Origin of the sequence: Sediminibacillus halophilus, from assembly GCF_900103695.1 — a bacterium.
In the GTDB taxonomy this organism is placed as follows: Bacteria; Bacillota; Bacilli; order Bacillales; family Amphibacillaceae; genus Sediminibacillus; species Sediminibacillus halophilus.
In genome coordinates, this window is the sequence record NZ_FNHF01000001.1 from 132,515 (window position 1) to 149,558 (window position 17,044).

The 17,044-nt window shown below is 42.2% G+C and carries 18 protein-coding genes; 17 read left to right on the forward strand and 1 reads right to left on the reverse strand.

What is annotated here, in order from left to right:
* Positions 1–129: 129 nt before the first annotated feature.
* Positions 130–1,098, reverse strand: a complete 969-nt coding sequence (locus BLR82_RS00720; protein ID WP_074597114.1) for an asparaginase — start codon at positions 1,096–1,098, stop codon at positions 130–132.
* An 87-nt stretch (positions 1,099–1,185) separates the two neighbouring features.
* Here BLR82_RS00720 and prsW point away from each other — a divergent pair, with 87 nt between their 5' ends.
* The 17 genes from prsW (at position 1,186) to spoIVA (ending at position 16,707) form a co-directional block, all read left to right on the forward strand.
* A complete protein-coding gene (prsW, locus tag BLR82_RS00725; protein WP_074597115.1) occupies positions 1,186–1,872 on the forward strand; it encodes a glutamic-type intramembrane protease PrsW in 687 nt (228 codons plus the stop codon).
* 298 nt (positions 1,873–2,170) lie between these two features.
* The gene (gene sleB / locus BLR82_RS00730; protein ID WP_074597116.1) at positions 2,171–3,031 is read left to right on the forward strand and encodes a spore cortex-lytic enzyme; all 861 of its coding nucleotides are present in this window, start codon (positions 2,171–2,173) and stop codon (positions 3,029–3,031) included.
* 17 nt (positions 3,032–3,048) lie between these two features.
* Entirely contained in the window at positions 3,049–4,392 is a 1,344-nt protein-coding gene (ypeB, locus tag BLR82_RS00735; RefSeq protein WP_074597117.1) for a germination protein YpeB, read from the forward strand.
* An 84-nt stretch (positions 4,393–4,476) separates the two neighbouring features.
* Positions 4,477–5,157: a flagellar brake protein gene (locus BLR82_RS00740; RefSeq protein ID WP_074597118.1), complete on the forward strand. Its 681-nt coding sequence runs from the start codon at positions 4,477–4,479 to the stop codon at positions 5,155–5,157.
* Positions 5,158–5,229: 72 nt separating this feature from the next.
* Positions 5,230–5,910, forward strand: a complete 681-nt coding sequence (cmk, locus tag BLR82_RS00745; RefSeq protein ID WP_074597119.1) for a (d)CMP kinase — start codon at positions 5,230–5,232, stop codon at positions 5,908–5,910.
* A 14-nt stretch (positions 5,911–5,924) separates the two neighbouring features.
* Positions 5,925–6,506 carry a lysophospholipid acyltransferase family protein gene (locus tag BLR82_RS00750; protein WP_074597120.1) on the forward strand — a complete coding sequence of 194 codons (582 nt, stop codon included), beginning with the start codon at positions 5,925–5,927 and terminating at the stop codon, positions 6,504–6,506.
* A gap of 102 nt (positions 6,507–6,608) precedes the next feature.
* Positions 6,609–7,748 carry a 30S ribosomal protein S1 gene (rpsA, locus tag BLR82_RS00755; protein ID WP_074597121.1) on the forward strand — a complete coding sequence of 380 codons (1,140 nt, stop codon included), beginning with the start codon at positions 6,609–6,611 and terminating at the stop codon, positions 7,746–7,748.
* Positions 7,749–7,760: 12 nt separating this feature from the next.
* Complete coding sequence (gene fni / locus BLR82_RS00760; RefSeq protein WP_074597122.1) at positions 7,761–8,786, forward strand: type 2 isopentenyl-diphosphate Delta-isomerase; 1,026 nt, start codon at positions 7,761–7,763, stop codon at positions 8,784–8,786.
* Between the two features lie 269 nt (positions 8,787–9,055).
* Positions 9,056–9,664 (forward strand): YphA family membrane protein, encoded by a 609-nt coding sequence (locus BLR82_RS21580; RefSeq protein WP_074597123.1) that lies wholly within the window; start codon positions 9,056–9,058, stop codon positions 9,662–9,664.
* Positions 9,657–10,553 carry a YIEGIA family protein gene (locus BLR82_RS00770; protein ID WP_074597124.1) on the forward strand — a complete coding sequence of 299 codons (897 nt, stop codon included), beginning with the start codon at positions 9,657–9,659 and terminating at the stop codon, positions 10,551–10,553. Before BLR82_RS21580 ends, BLR82_RS00770 begins: the two co-directional genes overlap by 8 nt.
* Positions 10,550–10,735 (forward strand): capping complex subunit for YIEGIA, encoded by a 186-nt coding sequence (locus tag BLR82_RS00775; RefSeq protein ID WP_026570113.1) that lies wholly within the window; start codon positions 10,550–10,552, stop codon positions 10,733–10,735. The genes BLR82_RS00770 and BLR82_RS00775 overlap by 4 nt, the downstream gene beginning before the upstream one ends.
* Before the next feature lie 156 nt (positions 10,736–10,891).
* Positions 10,892–12,202: a ribosome biogenesis GTPase Der gene (gene der, locus BLR82_RS00780; RefSeq protein ID WP_074598210.1), complete on the forward strand. Its 1,311-nt coding sequence runs from the start codon at positions 10,892–10,894 to the stop codon at positions 12,200–12,202.
* A gap of 12 nt (positions 12,203–12,214) precedes the next feature.
* Positions 12,215–13,255, forward strand: coding sequence for an NAD(P)H-dependent glycerol-3-phosphate dehydrogenase (locus tag BLR82_RS00785; RefSeq protein ID WP_074597125.1), 1,041 nt, complete (start codon positions 12,215–12,217; stop codon positions 13,253–13,255).
* 58 nt (positions 13,256–13,313) lie between these two features.
* Positions 13,314–13,574, forward strand: a complete 261-nt coding sequence (locus BLR82_RS00790; protein WP_074597126.1) for a stage VI sporulation protein F — start codon at positions 13,314–13,316, stop codon at positions 13,572–13,574.
* A 269-nt stretch (positions 13,575–13,843) separates the two neighbouring features.
* Positions 13,844–14,041: a DUF2768 domain-containing protein gene (locus tag BLR82_RS00795; protein WP_074597127.1), complete on the forward strand. Its 198-nt coding sequence runs from the start codon at positions 13,844–13,846 to the stop codon at positions 14,039–14,041.
* A gap of 65 nt (positions 14,042–14,106) precedes the next feature.
* On the forward strand, positions 14,107–14,838 hold the full coding sequence (locus tag BLR82_RS00800; protein ID WP_074597128.1) for a hypothetical protein: 732 nt from the start codon (positions 14,107–14,109) through the stop codon (positions 14,836–14,838).
* A 390-nt stretch (positions 14,839–15,228) separates the two neighbouring features.
* Positions 15,229–16,707, forward strand: a complete 1,479-nt coding sequence (spoIVA, locus tag BLR82_RS00805; protein ID WP_074597129.1) for a stage IV sporulation protein A — start codon at positions 15,229–15,231, stop codon at positions 16,705–16,707.
* Positions 16,708–17,044 lie beyond the last annotated feature (337 nt).

The window sequence follows — 17,044 nt, forward strand, 5'->3', positions numbered from 1 at the left end:
TCATTTTTCTTAAAAGGAAAAATAAATAATCTTAATATAAAACAGCTACCATTCTTATAGTAAAGAGTGATAGCTGTTTTTATTTTTATAACAATACAATAGTTTTTTTCTGTCTTCCAATTCGGTAAATCATTCAAACATCGGGGCAAGTTCTGTCAAATTATTTGTTAGTTCCAATGCTACCATCAATTTGATCCTGGCCTTTGGTCCGGTAAGCCCGTTTGCGAAGATGATTCCCATATCTCGTAATTGTCTGCCGCCTCCATCATACATATATGTTGCCTGAACAATCCCCTGATAGCATCTGGAAACAAGAATGATCGGTATATCGTCATCCAGTATTTCTTGAAGGGCGGGGAGGATGTCTTTTGGAACATTGCCTTGGCCGAGCGCTTCGATGATCATGCCGGAAATCCCTGTGCTGTGAATGGCTCTGATAAGACTGCCTTCCATCCCGGCGTAAGCTTTTACTAATGCAACATTTTTGGTCAACTGCTGGATCGGATAGGATTCATAGGAGATAAGCTTTTGGTGGAATAAAATTTCCTGCTTTGTAATGATTCCGATTGGCCCGTACTGAGGACTCTGAAACGTTGCTACATTGCTTGTAGATGTTTTGGTGACATTTTTTGCTGTATGGATTTCATCGTTCATCACAACTAGTACACCTTTATCCTGGGCCTCATCTGTGTTGGCAACCCGGACGGAACTGATTAAATTATATAATCCATCTGAACCGATTTCGTTGCTGGAGCGCATGGCCCCTGTGACAACAATCGGTTTTCTGGTTTGTAAAAATAAATCGAGAAAGTAAGCTGTTTCCTCCAATGTGTCGGTTCCGTGCGTCACCACGACTCCGTCAAAATTTCCGGCGGCAAGCTTGTCATGAATCCGCCTGCCTAGTTCGAGCATATGCGCAGGTGTAATATGAGGAGACGGTAAGTTGAATAAAAAATCTTCTTCAATATGTGCATCATGATTAAACAACGATGCTGAGTTTGATAATGGGTGCTCGCTAGATGTCGAAACGGTGCCGCTTCTTTTGTCTTCTTGCATGGAAATAGTACCACCCGTATGGATAATAAGAATTTTTTTCAAGTTTTTCACCTACTTTTACTAGGACTATTTTATTTGTTTCAACTTCATGATACGATGAATGATATTAGATTGAAAGAGGGTGTCGATATGTTTGCTGTCCTCTCTGCCGGGATTGCACCGACACTGGCGCTCATGTCATTTTTTTATTTAAAAGACCGATTCGATTCAGAGCCTCTGACTACAGTGTTCCGGACGTTTTTGTACGGAGCTCTTTTGGTGTTTCCTATCATGTTCATCCAGTATGCTTTTATGGAAGAAGGAATCGGTCAGACGCCGTTGATTCGATCTTTTTTACTAACCGGACTAATGGAAGAGTTTTTTAAATGGTTTATCTTTCTTTATACGGTATATAAATATACTGATTTTGATTCCCTTTACGATGGGATTATATATGGTGTCGCCATCAGCCTTGGCTTTGCGACAGTGGAGAATCTGCTTTATTTACTTGCCCATGGTGTAGAATATGCATTTAGCAGAGCGATTTTTCCAGTATCATCGCATGCCTTGTTCGGTGTAATAATGGGCTATTATCTAGGGAAGGCAAAGTTTTTGACGAAAAACGTAAAAAAATCACAGGTTTCAGCGTTGTTGATTCCGGTAACCCTTCATGGTTTTTATGACTTCATCTTAGAAACGGTACCCTCCTGGATTTATGTCATGACGCCTTTTATGGTTCTTTTGTGGATGTTTGCTCTACGAAAAGTCAAATTAGCCAACCAGCAAGAATTTAAAAAAGTTGTCATCTTGGCTGAAAAAAAGTCACAAATTCAATAAACGAATTAAAGCTATCCATGCTTAGGCACGGGTAGCTTTTTTTATTGGCGACTCCTGCGGCGTCTATGAAGGAGCGGATGGATGTTGCTCGATGTTACTTACAATGCAAGTAAGATCATGCTGATGAGAGGCTGTTTAGCCCGAGCAATTAAACTACCCAAGATTTTGCGACGAGTACTGAAAATCCTCATCAATTGAATAACCGAATTTTATTCTCCTGCTTCCCATGTATAAAAATAGCATGCTTTCAAAAAATAAGCCAACAACGAAGACTTTGATACTCTTAGGAGGAAATGGTATGCGGTTCAAAAGAACAGTTATTCTCTTGTTTTTTGCGGTACTCTTGATGGCTGGAATGCCAGCTGCGGATGGACTTCGACCTGTAGAGGCCTTCAGCCCGCAAGTCATCCAGCATGGTGCATCGGGGGAAGATGTTATTGAGTTACAAGCAAGATTACAATATTTAGGTTTTTATAATGGGAAGATTGATGGCGTTTTCGGTTGGGGTACGTATTGGGCGCTCCGTAATTTTCAGTATGAATTTGGATTAGACATAGACGGAATGGCTGGATCGAAAACAAAACAGAAACTTGAAAAAGCGAGCGAGTATGATAAGGGGTTTGTTCAGGAACAAATCAGAAAAGGGAAAAAGTTCACCCATTATGGTGGTACGCCAAAAGAACAACAAGTGAAACAGGGTGATAACCAGCAGGCTGGAAATAAAGAAAATCAGGGAGGAGAAAATCAGCAAGAGGGGGGAGGTACACCTGCTGAGCCGACAGCTGTCAATGTACCGGGAGGCTTTTCGCAAAATGATATTCGTTTAATGGCCAATGCCGTACATGGAGAAGCTAGAGGAGAACCGTATGAAGGAAAAGTTGCTGTAGCAGCAGTCATTCTCAATCGGGTTGAAAGTCCTACATTTCCGAATACTGTATCAGGAGTAATATTTGAGCCGCGGGCTTTTACAGCTGTGGCAGATGGGCAAATTTGGCTGACACCGAATGAATCTGCCGAACAGGCTGTGCTCGATGCGATAAACGGCTGGGATCCAACCGGCGAGGCCACTTATTATTTTAACCCGAATACAGCTACATCAGACTGGATTTGGTCAAGACCGCAAATTAAACAAATCGGCAAGCACATATTTTGTATGTAAGGAAGGTGGCGCGGAAAATGATAAGATGGATTTTGGTCGCAGTACTGGCTGTGGCAGTAGGAGCGACAGGGATTTGGGGCTATCAGGAACATCAGGAGAAAAACGCTATTCTTGTTCAGGCGGAAAATACGTACCAGCGCTCGTTCCATGATTTGTCCTATCATATGGACTTGCTGCATGATCAAATTGGTACAACACTTGCGATGAATACAAAGGAGCGCTTATCTCCGCAATTGGCAGACATATGGCGGCTTACATCCGAGGCTCATAATGATGTGGGACAGCTTCCGTTGGCATTGCTTCCATTCAACAAAACAGAAGAGTTCTTATCTGATATTGGGGATTTCAGTTATAATACAGCCATCAGAGACTTGGAAAAGGATCCATTGACTGACGGAGAAGTGAATAACCTGGAATCACTCTATGAAACATCCGGGGAAATAAGAGACGAACTGCGCAAGGTTCAACATCTTGTTCTGGAGAATAACTTGCGTTGGATGGATGTGCAGCTGGCACTGGCCACCAATGATAAACAAGCAGACAATACTATCATTGATGGATTTGAAACGGTGGAAAAAACCGTAGAAGGGTATTCAGAGGGAAATCTAGGTATCAGCATGACCGGGACTTCGAACAAGAAACACGAATACCAGTTCCTAACCGGAGAAAACATCAATGAGAAACAAGCTTTGAAAAAAGCACAAAAGTTGTTTGAGGTAGAAAATGTTTCGGACATCAAGATAACCAAGTCAGGGGATGGTGCGAAAGTAGCAACCTATAGTGCTTCCTTCCACAAAGATGGCAGAGATGGTTATATGGACATGTCAGTAAAAGGAGGCCATCCGTTATCGTTGATCATCAATAGGGAAGTAAAAGATTCTGGGATTAGTCTCAATGAAGGCATGCAAAAAGCAGAGGATTATTTAAAAAGCCTTGAGATGGAAGACATGGAACTCTTCCAAAGCAGTCAATACAACAATGTCGGAGTTTACAATTTCTTGTATACGCAGGGGGATGTACGTATGTACCCTGACTCAGTTCAAGTGAAAGTGGCGCTGGATAATGGGGATATTCTTGGCTTTACGTCTCGCGATTATTACATGAACCACCAGGAGCGCGATCTGCCGGAGCCTGAGCTGACAGTGGAGGAGGCAAAGGATAAGGTTAACCAAAATGTGAAGATACAGGAAAATAGATTAGCGGTCATGGAAAACGATTCGGGTGAAGAAGTACTTACCCATGAATTTTTAGGTGTACTGGGAAATGATACGTACCGAATCTTTATCAATGCTCTAAACGGTGCGGAAGAAAAAGTGGAAAAATTACAAGATGCAGAAGCAAAATTCGATGATGCAGTTTAGGGAAGGGATTTTACTCCTTTCCCTTTTTCTTGTTTTTTGAGATAATAAAAAGGACTAAATAAAAGATAGAGAGAGGCGGAACCTTTGATAAAAATCGGCACACCGCTCACATTAGAGATAGAGAAGGATCATCAAGTAGAGCGTTATCGATGTAAAGTAGTAGAGCAACAAGGGAGTTATTTATTCGTGGATTATCCGGTTCATCAAGTTTCCGGAAGAACGAACCTTTTTGAACGAGGAACCAGCTTTACGGCAAGTTTTGTCGGAGAGGATCATACGGTTTACAGTTTTGAAACGGAATTAAAAGATAAGAAAAAATTAAAAATCCCAACACTTGTGTTAAACTATCCAGGAGCAGGTCAGTTGAAGAAGGTTCAACGTAGGGAATATGTGCGTATTGAGACAGCTGTAGATGTTTCTGTCCACGATGTAGAAAAGGAAATGCGTCCATTTACGACGATCACGCAAAATATAAGTGGAGGCGGACTGTCACTTGTACTTCCGCCTGGACGAGAGATCCTTCCGGGAAAACGGTTAGAATTATTGATCGTCTTACCAATGAATTCATCGGAAATTTCTTATGTTAAGGTAGAAGCAGAAACTATTCGTACCCATGACCGGCCGGAAGGACAACGGCCGCTCCTATCTGTTAAATTTGAAGAAATAGAGGAACAAAATCGCCAGTCAATTATTCGATATTGTTTCGAGAAACAGCTTGAAGCGAGAAGACGGGGACTGGACACAAGAAAGGGAATACGAAATTAAATGGATCAACGAGCGTTCATTGTTATTCCCGCACATTACATATTTCATAGCAAGAGAGGAATGTAGAAACATATGGAACAAAATCAACTAGCCATAGCGATCGACGGGCCGGCAGCAGCAGGGAAAAGTACGGTTGCTAAATTAATTGCTGAGGAACTATCTTATATATATATTGATACAGGTGCAATGTATCGAGCACTTACTTATAAGGCACTCCAGAAAGACACTGATCTGGAAGATGAAGATGCCCTGTTAAAGCTGTTGCAACAAACAACGATTGATTTACAGCAATCAAGCAATGGTCAAAGCGTTCTTGTAAATGGCGAAAACGTCACCCATGAAATAAGGGGACAGCAGGTGACCGGCCAAGTTTCTGTCGTGGCGAAGCACCCGGCTGTACGGAATGAAATGGTTGCAAGGCAGAAAGCACTCGCAGCCAAACGCGGAGTAGTGATGGATGGAAGAGACATCGGCACCCACGTACTTCCCGATGCGGAAGTGAAAATATTTTTAGTGGCTTCTGTACAAGAGAGAGCGGAAAGACGGCACAAAGAAAATCGGGAAAAAGGGTTTGCTTCCGACCTGGAGGAACTAAAGAGAGAAATCGAAAAAAGAGATCAACTTGATTCAGAGCGTGAAGCATCTCCATTGATCAAAGCGGAGGATGCCGTGGAAATTGATACTACTTCGCTTTCTATCCAAGGTGTGGCGGACCGGATCTTGGAAGTAGTGAAAAGTGCAAGAAAAAGTTAGAGGGGATTTGGGATATGAGCTTATATACTTTTGCTAAGAATGTCGTAGCTGCTATACTATACCCCGTATACCGCATTAAAGTAGTTGGTACGGAAAATGTTCCCGACAATGGCCCGGTTATCATTTGTTCTAATCATATTTCTAATTTTGATCCACCAGTGGTTGGGATTACGGCACCGCGTGATATTTACTTTATGGCTAAAGAGGAGTTATTCAATAATACCTTTTTAAGAGGATTGTTGACCAGGCTGCATGCATTCCCGATCAAGCGGGGTATGAAAGACCGGAATGCTTTACGTCAGGCTTTGAACATACTGGAAGAAGGGAATACCCTCGGCCTTTTTCCTGAAGGAACGAGGAACAAGACCGGCGAAGTCGGGAAAGGCTTGGCAGGCGCCGGGTTTTTCGCCCTCCGTTCGCAGGCATATATCGTGCCCTGTGCCATAATCGGACCCTACAAACCGTTCAAACAATTAAAAGTTGTTTACGGAAAACCGATTGAAATGGAACAATATCGGGAAAATAAAGTATCAGCAAAGGATGTTACCCAAGTGATCATGCAGGAAATTCAAAAACTGATCGATGAAAATCGATGAACGTTCCCTGCCTATCGCTTGACAAAAATGGGTAAATATTAGAAGTTAGAAAAAAGGCATTTCATAAGATTGGTTGTGTCGGAAATTGAAGGAGGTCTCTTTATGGATGAAATGAACAATGAATTTTCAGATTTACAACAGCTATCTACCGGTGATCAGGTGACAGGAAAGGTAGTTAAAGTAGAAGAAAAACAAGTGCTCGTTGACATCGGTTATAAAGTGGAAGGGATTGTACCTATCAGTGAGCTCTCCAGTCTGCATGTGGAAACAGCTTCCGATGTAGTGAATGAAGGTGATGAGCTGACACTTCAAGTGAAAAAAGTAGAAGACGATGAAGTCGTACTTTCCAAACGCGCAGTCGATGCTGATAAAGCATGGGAAGACCTAGAAGAAAAATTTAACAGCGGAGAAGTATTCGAAGCAGAAGTGAAAGATGTGGTTAAGGGCGGCTTAGTAGTCGATGTGGGACTGCGTGGTTTTATCCCGGCCTCTCTTGTAGAAACGCACTATGTAGAAGATTTTTCTGATTACAAAAATAAACCATTAAGCTTAAAAGTGGTAGAGCTGGATCGAGAGCAAAACAGGGTAATCCTTTCCCACCGAGCTGTTTCCGAAGCAGAACAAGCCAACCGGAAACAGGAAATTCTTCAGTCTCTTGAAGAAGGGCAAGTACTGGATGGCACGGTTCAGCGACTGACTGACTTTGGTGTGTTCGTTGATATCGGCGGTATTGATGGGCTTGTCCATATTTCTCAATTATCTTATCAACATGTGGAAAAAGCGTCCGATGTCGTAGAGGAAGGACAAAAAATCAACGTGAAAGTACTTTCTGTCGACAGGGACAATGAGCGTATCTCTTTATCGTTAAAAGAAACATTGCCGGGACCTTGGGATGGAGTTGAAGAGAAGGTACAGCCAGGTTCTGTAGTTACAGGAACTGTTAAGCGCCTGGTGAACTTTGGCGCATTCGTCGAAGTATTCCCGGGGGTAGAAGGACTTGTCCATATTTCTCAAATTTCTAACCAGCATATCGGGACTCCACAGGAAGTACTCGATGTAGGGCAAGAAGTACAAGTGAAAGTTCTCGATGTGAACGAACAGGATCAACGCATGTCCTTAAGTATCAAAGAATTGGAGCGAGAACAGGATCAAGCTGAACTTAAGCAGTATGAAAAAGAGGAAGATCACTCTGGCTTTCAATTAGGCGATATGATCGGAGATAAGCTCGACAAGTATAAGTGATGGTGAATATGGATGTCCAGACAACAAAGAAAATTAGAGCATATTAAATATGCGATAGAATCTAATCAAGAGGGCTGGAGCCCTTTTGATGATATGGAGATTGTCCATCAAAGTGTTACTTCTCTCCGGTGGGAAGATATCGTTCTCCATACAAAAGTGGGCGGACTTGCTTTAAGTTCGCCCCTTTTTGTTAATGCGATGACTGGTGGAGGTGGCAGCAAAACGGAAAAAATTAATGCCCAGTTAGCAGCTGCTGCAGCACAAACAGGTATTGGCATGTCTGTCGGTTCTCAAATGTCGGCTTTGAAAGATCCTACAGAAGAGCCTTCTTACCGTATTGTCCGGAAAGAGAACCCAAAGGGTATTATTTTTGCAAACATAGGAAGTGAGTCATCAGTAGAACAGGCTCAGCGAGCCGTGGATATGGTGGAAGCGGATGCATTACAGATCCATTTGAATGTTTTGCAGGAACTGATTATGCCAGAAGGTGACCGGGATTTTCGTCAGATGGATAGAAGAATTGAGGCAATTGTTCAAAGTATCCCTGTTCCAGTTATTGTAAAAGAGGTAGGGCACGGTTTATCAAAAGAGACTGCCAAGCACTTGCAAGAATTAGGGGTTCAATTTTTAGATGCGGCAGGATTGGGAGGAACCAATTTTTCAAAGGTGGAGAATCGTCGAAGGAAAGACCCCTTATCCGCTTTTGATAATTGGGGCATTCCAACACTAGCATCGGTCAAAGAGATCAGAGAAGTCTTACCTGAAGCTCATTTACTAGCTTCAGGAGGTATCCGCAACGGTGTGGATGGGGCTAAATCTTTGATACTTGGAGCTGAAGCGTTCGGCATGGCCGGTAGCCTGTTAAAAGTGCTAATGGAGGAGGGGATGGATTCGTTGTTGAATCGCATTGCCTCCGTCCACCAGGAATTGAAAATCATCATGATGCTATTGGAATGCAGAGAGCCGAGACAATTGGCGGGCAAGCCATATGTCGTAACTGGTTATTTAAAAGAATGGTTTGATCAAAGAGCGAAGTAAAGTCACTTGGACAAAATAATAGAAGCTTAAAAATCAAAGCCGGACGATAATTCGATATCCATTCGAACTCGTTCGGCTTTTGTTTTGTGTTTATCAGACTGTCTGGCTCCCGTACTTATCTTTCACCTAAGCATTAAAGCAACTCTCTATGCAGAAATTTAAGCATTAAGAGGGTAAGAAGACGCCTTACATTTTTCTTTTAGAAGCGATAAATTGAGGGGTTTAAAAACACGTTCGGAAAGCTATAATGCTAATGGAAGGTGAAGCCCGTGGAAGGTCTGTTGTTTTATTGGATTTGCTGGTTGTTATGGATAGTCGCTACTTTTTTACTTAAAAAGAATACCACTAGATTTTATCTTTCTTTTGTGGTTCTTTTGCTTTTAAGCTGTTCAAATACAAGGATAACTATATGGGAATGTCAGTTGAATCTTGCACTAGTTGTTTCTTTCCTCTCTGGAGTTCTTTATCTTGCAAGGAAAAAGGATTGGATTTGGTTATTGTTTGGAAGCTTGTGCATGACTTTTTGTTATGTCGGTATTCTTCTTTGGGAATTGATCAGTCCGATTTGGCTATTTGTTCCCCGTTTGTTAATGATCCCGCTTATAGGACTTGTCTTGCTTTTATTCTTGGGAGAAACTCTGATCGAGAGGTGCATGGTTTGGTCCCTCGGCATCACCAGTGGTGAAATTCTTCATGGGTTGATAATGACTAGTTATGGTTTTCAACTTACAATCGGAGAACGATCATTTTTTGATTTGTTGTTTGTAGGTATAGCTTTTATCATTCTACTCAGACTAACTGTAGCTACGAAACAAAAGATAGACGTAGTTGCACAAACCATTGAACGAAAGCTTAAAATGAGGTGGAATCATGAATGAATATACCTACCCGATTTTATTTGGAGTAGTGATCGGAACGATTGCCAGGCTTGTCATGTTACGAACAGATTACCGGCAATACCCGACCTACTTGCATGGTAAGGTCATCCACATTTCGTTAGGATTCATTGCGGCTTCGCTTGGTACAGTAGCAGTACCTGCCATAATGGAGAAAGAATTCACGGCCGTCACTTTTCTGACTATTGCTGCATCCCAGTTCAGGGAAGTTCGAAATATGGAGCGGAATACGTTGACTGAATTAGATGCTTACGAACTGGTTCCCAGGGGAAATACATACATAGAAGGAATAGCTGTGGCATTTGAAGGTAGAAACTATTTGGTCATTTTCACATCCTTTATTGCAACGCTAACTTATTTAGTATGGAATATCTGGTTTGCCATCATTGCCTCGCTTGTCTGCTATCTCATCATTAGAAAATTCATGAGCGGAGCCACTTTAAAAGAACTGGTCGACATCGCGCATCATGAACTTCACTTCGAAGGTGCTGGTCTGTATGTCGATAATATTTATATTATGAATATTGGGCTACCAAAGCGGCAGGAAGAAATTATGAAATATGGAATGGGATTTATCCTCACTCCAAAAAATTTCAATGTCCGTTCGACGATAGCCAATCTGGGACAGCGGCAAGCCATTCTTCATGATGCCTCTGTTTCTCTGGGGGTCTTTCGGGATTCCGGCACACCAGCACTGGTTCCTTTGATCAAGCGGGATTTGGATGATGGCCGTATTGGTGTTTTCATTTTGCCTCAGGATAAGGATATCGACAAGGCAAAACGAATAATCGGTGCAGTTCCGGTCTTGGAAAATGCAATCCGCATGCCCTCTGAATCAAAAGCAAATAAAAAGGGGGAAGATAAAGGATGAAAATGGAAAAGGCGATATTAGCGGTCATCACCCTTAACAAAGAAAAAATTGACGGCGGAGCCCCTATCTTTTTGTGTGATACACAGGAAGAGATGGAAAAAGTGGCCGCTAATTTAGAAGCGATACTGGACGGGATAAGTCATGCACTCAGTGATCAGTTGTATATCATTGTCAAACATTGATATACAGCTTTTTTACATACTGGGAATTGGCTTAAGGCCATGCCGTATCAAAAAGCGTTGTTTAAAAATTCCTCATTTGCTAAAATAGAAAAGTTAGAGCCTTCGGTTTTACATGGAATGATAGAAGTAATAGTAGAAAGAAAGGATGAACCTTTCATGAGGAAATCAATTGTAGCAATAGTCGGCCGTCCGAATGTCGGAAAATCAACCATTTTCAACCGGTTGGTCGGTGAAAGAATTTCCATAGTCGAAGATATACCCGGAGTAACCAGAGATCGTATTTATTCGCAGGCAGAGTGGCTGACCACCAACTTTAACCTGATTGATACCGGAGGAATCGAAATCGGTGATGAACCACTGCTTGTACAAATGCGCGAGCAGGCAGAAGTGGCCATCAATGAAGCTGACGTGATCATCTTTATGGTGAACGGTCGAGAAGGAATGACAGCGGCCGATGAGGAAGTGGCCAAGTTGTTGTTTAAATCGAATAAACCTGTCGTACTGGCAGTTAATAAAGTAGATAACCCGGAAATGCGCGATCAGATTTATGAATTTTATTCGCTTGGATTCGGTGAACCCTTCCCAATTTCCGGAACACATGGTTTGGGTTTAGGAGATTTGCTGGATGAAGTCGTAAAACACTTCCCAGAGCTTGAACAGGCGGATGAAGATGATTTAACTATCCACTTCAGTCTTATTGGCCGCCCGAATGTCGGCAAGTCCTCCTTGGTGAATGCACTGCTCAACCAAGAGCGTGTTATTGTCAGTGATATAGCTGGCACCACACGGGATGCTGTCGATACCCCGTTTACTAAGGATGGCAGGGATTACGTAATCATCGACACTGCAGGAATGCGAAAACGCGGGAAAATTTACGAGACTACTGAGAAATACAGTATCTTACGGGCTTTAAAGGCAATTGAACGTTCGGATGTTGTGTTAACTTTAATCGATGCGGAAACAGGCATCATCGAACAGGATAAAAAAATAGCCGGATATGCGCATGAAGCTGGAAAAGCCGTCGTCATCGTCGTCAACAAGTGGGACACCGTAGAGAAAAGTGAAAAGGCGATGAAAGAATTTGAAGATCAAATCAGAGCCCATTTCCAATTTCTCGACTATGCACCGATCGTATTCTTGTCTGCAAAAACAAAAAAACGAATTCATACTTTGCTTCCTCGCGTTCTTGAAGCCAGTGAAAATCATGCCAAACGTGTGGAGACCAATGTATTAAATGATGTCATCATGGATGCTCTGGCAATGAATCCTACTCCGACTGTGAAAGGACAGCGATTGAAGATTTTGTATGCGACTCAGGTCGCTGTCAAACCGCCCAGTTTTGTTGTATTTGTAAACGACCCGGAATTGATGCACTTCTCTTACGAACGGTTTTTGGAAAACAGAATTAGAGAAGCCTTTGGATTTGAAGGCACACCAATAAAGATTTTCGCAAGACGTAGAAAATAAGGAGGAGATTCCGTGGAAAAAGTTGCTGTATTAGGAGCGGGAAGCTGGGGGACAGCCCTTGCCATGGTACTGGCAGATAATCAACATGATGTACGCTTGTGGTCCCATAAAAAAGACCATGCAGCTGCCATCAATGATACCAGGCAAAATGAACGTTACTTACCAGGAGTGCAGCTGCCATCAGGAATTACAGCTTTTCATGATTTAGCTGAAGCCGTACAAGATGTTTCCACCGTCATTTTGGTTGTTCCAACCAAAGCAATAAGAGACGTTTGCCGTCAATTGAACAAGGTTCTCGATCGGAAGATCACCCTTGCTCATGGAACAAAAGGTATAGAACCGGGATCTTTTAAACGGGTTTCAGAAATGATCGACGAGGAGTTATCTAATCAGTTATATGATAAAGTCGTCGTATTGTCAGGACCTAGTCACGCAGAAGAAGTAAGTCAAAGACAACCGACGACACTGACAGCATCATCTGAGAATCTTGAAGAGGCGAAAAAGGTTCAGGATTTATTCATTAATGGCAATTTGCGCGTGTACACGAGTCCGGATATGATTGGAGTGGAATTAGGTGGAGCCCTGAAAAATATTATCGCTCTCGGCGCAGGGATATCGGACGGGCTGGGATACGGGGATAATGCTAAAGCTGCTTTGATCACCCGTGGTTTGGCAGAAATCGCCAGACTCGGTACATCGATGGGAGCAAACCCGCTTACATTTCTAGGATTAACAGGTGTAGGAGATTTGATTGTCACTTGTACGAGCGTACACAGTAGGAATTGGAAAGCCGGAAACCTGTTAGGGAAAGGGAAAAAGCTTGATGACGTGTTGGAACATATGGGTATGGTGGTGGAAGGAGTACGGACCACACAAGCTGCACATCAGCTTGCAGAATCTCAAGAGATCGACATGCCGATAACGGATGGTTTGTTCCGTATTTTGTTTGAAGACGCTGCTCCAAGAGATGTAGTGGACCAATTGATGACACGGGTAAGACGTCAGGAAATGGAAGACCTATCGGCAATTCTTAATAATCGTATTTCTGATTAACACGCTGCTACTCCCCTTGCATATAATGTTGGGAAGACGAAGGCAAGGAGGAATGCACGTGAGCGACTTTCAGAAAAATATGTTTGACCAGATCCAAAAGAACTCCAATATCAAGCCCGATCAAATTTTCAAAGTAGCAGAGTCTGTAAAAAACGCAGACTTTTCAGATGAAAAAACGGTAAGAAGGCTGGTCAAGCAATTAGCCAAAATGGCAGATAAGCCTATTTCGAAAGAAAAAGAGGATAAAATCGTCAAGTCGATTGTAGGCAATAAAATGCCAGCAGATATGAATTCGCTGGGAAAGCTGTTTAAAAAGTAGCAGAGACTGGGCAAAGTGATGATACAAAGTGGATAAGGCTCGCATAATATAAATCGCACAAGCATTCATTTTAGAGCCGCAATGGGTATTATTTAGTCGCACCGAGGTAGATTCTGCCCCTTCTACCTCGGTTTTTTATATTTGTAAGGTGTAGGTGCTTTATCTCTGTATAAAAAAATTGCTTTTTTACATAACTGCCAAAAATGGATTATGTTATAATATCTAAAGCATATTTGTCTTGTCCGATTGTATGTAGAGGAGTGAAAAACATGTCAGAATCCATGTTGAATATGTATATTTCCTTCGGGGGAATTATTTTTTTGTTCTTGGCTATTGGCTTAATTTTACTTAGCAGATACAAATTAAAAGGTGTTTTTGCCGGCATAGTGGCATTTCTTGCTTACATCTTTTTAGTTGTCGGCGGATTGATTATTTTTTATATTGTCTTTAGCGGGCCGACAGGCTGATTGAATATATAGGAAACAGAGCGTATCTGTTGTTTTAACGCTTTGCTGTTTAGGAGGATTTAGGAATGAAATGGTTCATGGCTGTAGGCTTAATGGTTATGGCGCTTTTGCTAAGTGGCTGCTTGTACCCGAATGATCAATTAACGAAAAACCAGGTGCCCAACGAGGTGCAACTGCAAACGATTCAGCAGGCTGTCACGCAGTACAAGGAAGATAATCAGGGTCTTGTCCCGATAAAAACAAAACCTAGCGATACCCCGATTTTCCAAAAATACTTGCTTGATTTCACAGCCCTCAAACAAGGTGGCTATATTTCCAGTATTCCTGGAACTGCTTTCGAAAATGGCGGCATTTATCAGTATGTGTTGATTAATCCGGAAGAAAACCCCAAGGTCAAATTGATCGATTTGCGGATCTCGCAACAAGTGCGGACGGTCAGGAGGCAGGTTGATTTGTATCGGGATGAACATCTTTATCCCCCTTTTGGTGAACAAATAGCCGATGGGGTTTACCAAATCAACTATGATAAGATGGACATGGATGAAAAACCTCAGATTCAAAGCCCGTATTCGCAGAAGAATCTGTCACTAGTGATGGACGTGAACGGGGAAGTTTATGTCGATTACAGTCCGGACCTGTATGAAGCGATTAAGTCGTATGAACATAGCTTTGAAAACGGCGATGATATCCGATATATTCTTCCTGAGAACACACCTTTCGTTCCGGCTTATTCGCTGCCTTACACAATTGAAGGGGAAGAGCCGGTATTCCGACCTGAATTAACGACTGCGGAATGAAATTGACTTCGAATAATTTATCCCTTGCTGCATATAATGTGGCAAGGGATTTTGTATGTTACATAAAGTAAGCTGCATTCTCCTGGCTCGTGACATGAGCTAACAGTTTACCAGCGTGTCATGCTCTGCTCTTGCAGCAATTCAAGTCTTTAGTGTCCACGCGGAGGCGGAATAAAGCTGCCTGACGGGGTTGTGGGCAAGGCGTTTTCATTCCATATCAACTTTGGAATTGCCGGAAGAAATACCCGTAACAAAAACCTTATGTCTTTCTTTCTTTTTATTTTCAACTTTTTCAATTAAACAAGTCATATTTTGATAGGACAACGTCATAGAATTTAAATGTCAAAGATTCGTAACGTTCTATGGCGAAGTAGACCGGGAGGGGATTTTTTGGAAAGAGTAGATATTTTTAAAGATATCTCGAAACGGACCAATGGAGATATTTACCTGGGAGTAGTGGGTGCTGTCCGTACGGGTAAGTCGACCTTCATTAAAAAGTTTATGGAACTCGTAGTTTTGCCAAACATTCAGGATGAAGGAGAAAGAGCAAGAGCACAGGATGAATTGCCGCAAAGCGCAGCTGGAAAAACTATTATGACTACCGAGCCTAAGTTTGTACCGAATCAAGCTGTTTCAATTCAAGTGGATGAGGGTCTTGATGTGAATGTAAGGGTCGTCGATTGCGTCGGTTATACGGTGAAGGGTGCCAAAGGTTTTGAAGATGAAAACGGTCCGCGAATGATCAACACACCTTGGTATGAAGAACCAATCCCATTTCATGATGCAGCTGAAATTGGTACCAGGAAAGTCATTCAAGAACATTCAACCATCGGAGTGGTCGTCACCACTGACGGATCGATTGGTGAAATTCCCCGAGAAGATTATTTAGAGTCCGAAGCCAGAGTAGTAGAAGAATTAAAAGAAGTAGGCAAACCATTTATCATGGTGATCAACTCTGTCCAGCCTTATAAACAGGATACAGAACTATTGCGGTTGGAGTTAACCGAAAAATATGATATACCGGTTTTGGCCATGAGTGTGGAAAGCATGGAAGAACACGACGTTTATAACGTGTTACGGGAAGCACTGTATGAATTCCCAGTTCTTGAGGTCAATGTCAACCTCCCAAGCTGGGTAATGGTTTTGAACGAAGATCATTGGCTTCGCGAAAATTACCAATCTGCCATACAGGAAACAGTCAGAGACATAAAAAGGTTGAGAGACGTCGATCGAGTAGTCGGGAACTTCAGTGATTATGACTATATCGACGATGCCAAGCTAGCTGGAATGGAAATGGGTGAAGGGGTAGCAGAAATTGACTTACAGGCACCCGATCACTTATACGATCAAGTGTTAAAAGAAATTGTTGGAGAGGAGATCAGGGGGAAAGACCATCTCCTTGAACTGATGCAGGACTTTGCAAATGCCAAGCGAGAATATGATCAGGTTGCAGAAGCACTGCAAATGGTCAAACAAACTGGTTATGGCGTTGCTGCTCCAACCTTGCAGGATATGGTGCTTGATGAACCGGAAATTATCCGACAGGGCTCTCGTTTCGGTGTACGACTGAAAGCTGTAGCACCGTCGATACACATGATTAAAGTGGATGTAGAATCAGAATTTGCTCCGATTATCGGGACGGAGAAACAAAGCGAGGAATTGGTACGATATCTCATGCAGGATTTTGAAGAAGATCCTTTGTCCATTTGGGAATCGGACATCTTTGGAAGATCATTAAGCTCCATTGTGCGAGAGGGAATACAAGCGAAATTATCCTTGATGCCGGAAAATGCCCGATATAAATTAAAAGAAACACTGGAACGTATCATCAATGAAGGTTCCGGTGGATTAATAGCAATTATTCTTTAGCGGCTTGCTCAAGGCCGCTTTTTTGTTTTTACGGAAAAAATCCATAAGGATACAATCCTTCTATTACCTTAGGGGTTCCAAATACTCGATCTACACCTAAGGTTATGTTACTTATCTCCATAAAACTTTTGAATCGCAGAGCAGTATGAAAAATAATGACCACGCACCTTTCAATGGACTAATTGGATGAATTATGCCAAAAAAAGCAATTAATTTAACGAATATGTAGATTTTTTTCTATCAAAGCGCCGAAACTGCTTGCCGCCAGTATTCAACTGTGATACTATCCAAATATGCCCGGGCTTAATAATTATAGGAAATCGAAACAAAAAATGAA